Consider the following 241-nt stretch of genomic DNA (forward strand, 5'->3'; position numbering starts at 1 on the left):
GCCCGCGTGGCTCGACGGTCCGCTGTTCACTTTCGGCGGCGCGGCGTTCTCGCGCTATCGCGGGTTCGCGATGCTGATGTCGGCGGCCATGCTGCTGCTGATTTTCGTCGCGCTGCGCGTGTCGCAGACGGGCCTCGTCGTGCGCGCCGCGCTCACGCACGCGGCCGCCGTCGAAGCGCTCGGCCACGACGTGCCGCGCGTGCGCACGCTGGTCTTCGCGCTCGGCACCGCGCTCGCGGCG

At 73.9% G+C, this 241-nt stretch carries 1 protein-coding gene; it reads left to right on the top strand.

What is annotated here, in order from left to right:
* The coding region (locus SB772_RS44965) for an ABC transporter permease subunit (RefSeq protein WP_410839147.1) at positions 1 to 241 on the top strand (241 nt) is incomplete at both ends.

The organism is Paraburkholderia sp. SIMBA_030, assembly GCF_046535245.1.
GTDB lineage: Bacteria > Pseudomonadota > Gammaproteobacteria > Burkholderiales > Burkholderiaceae > Paraburkholderia.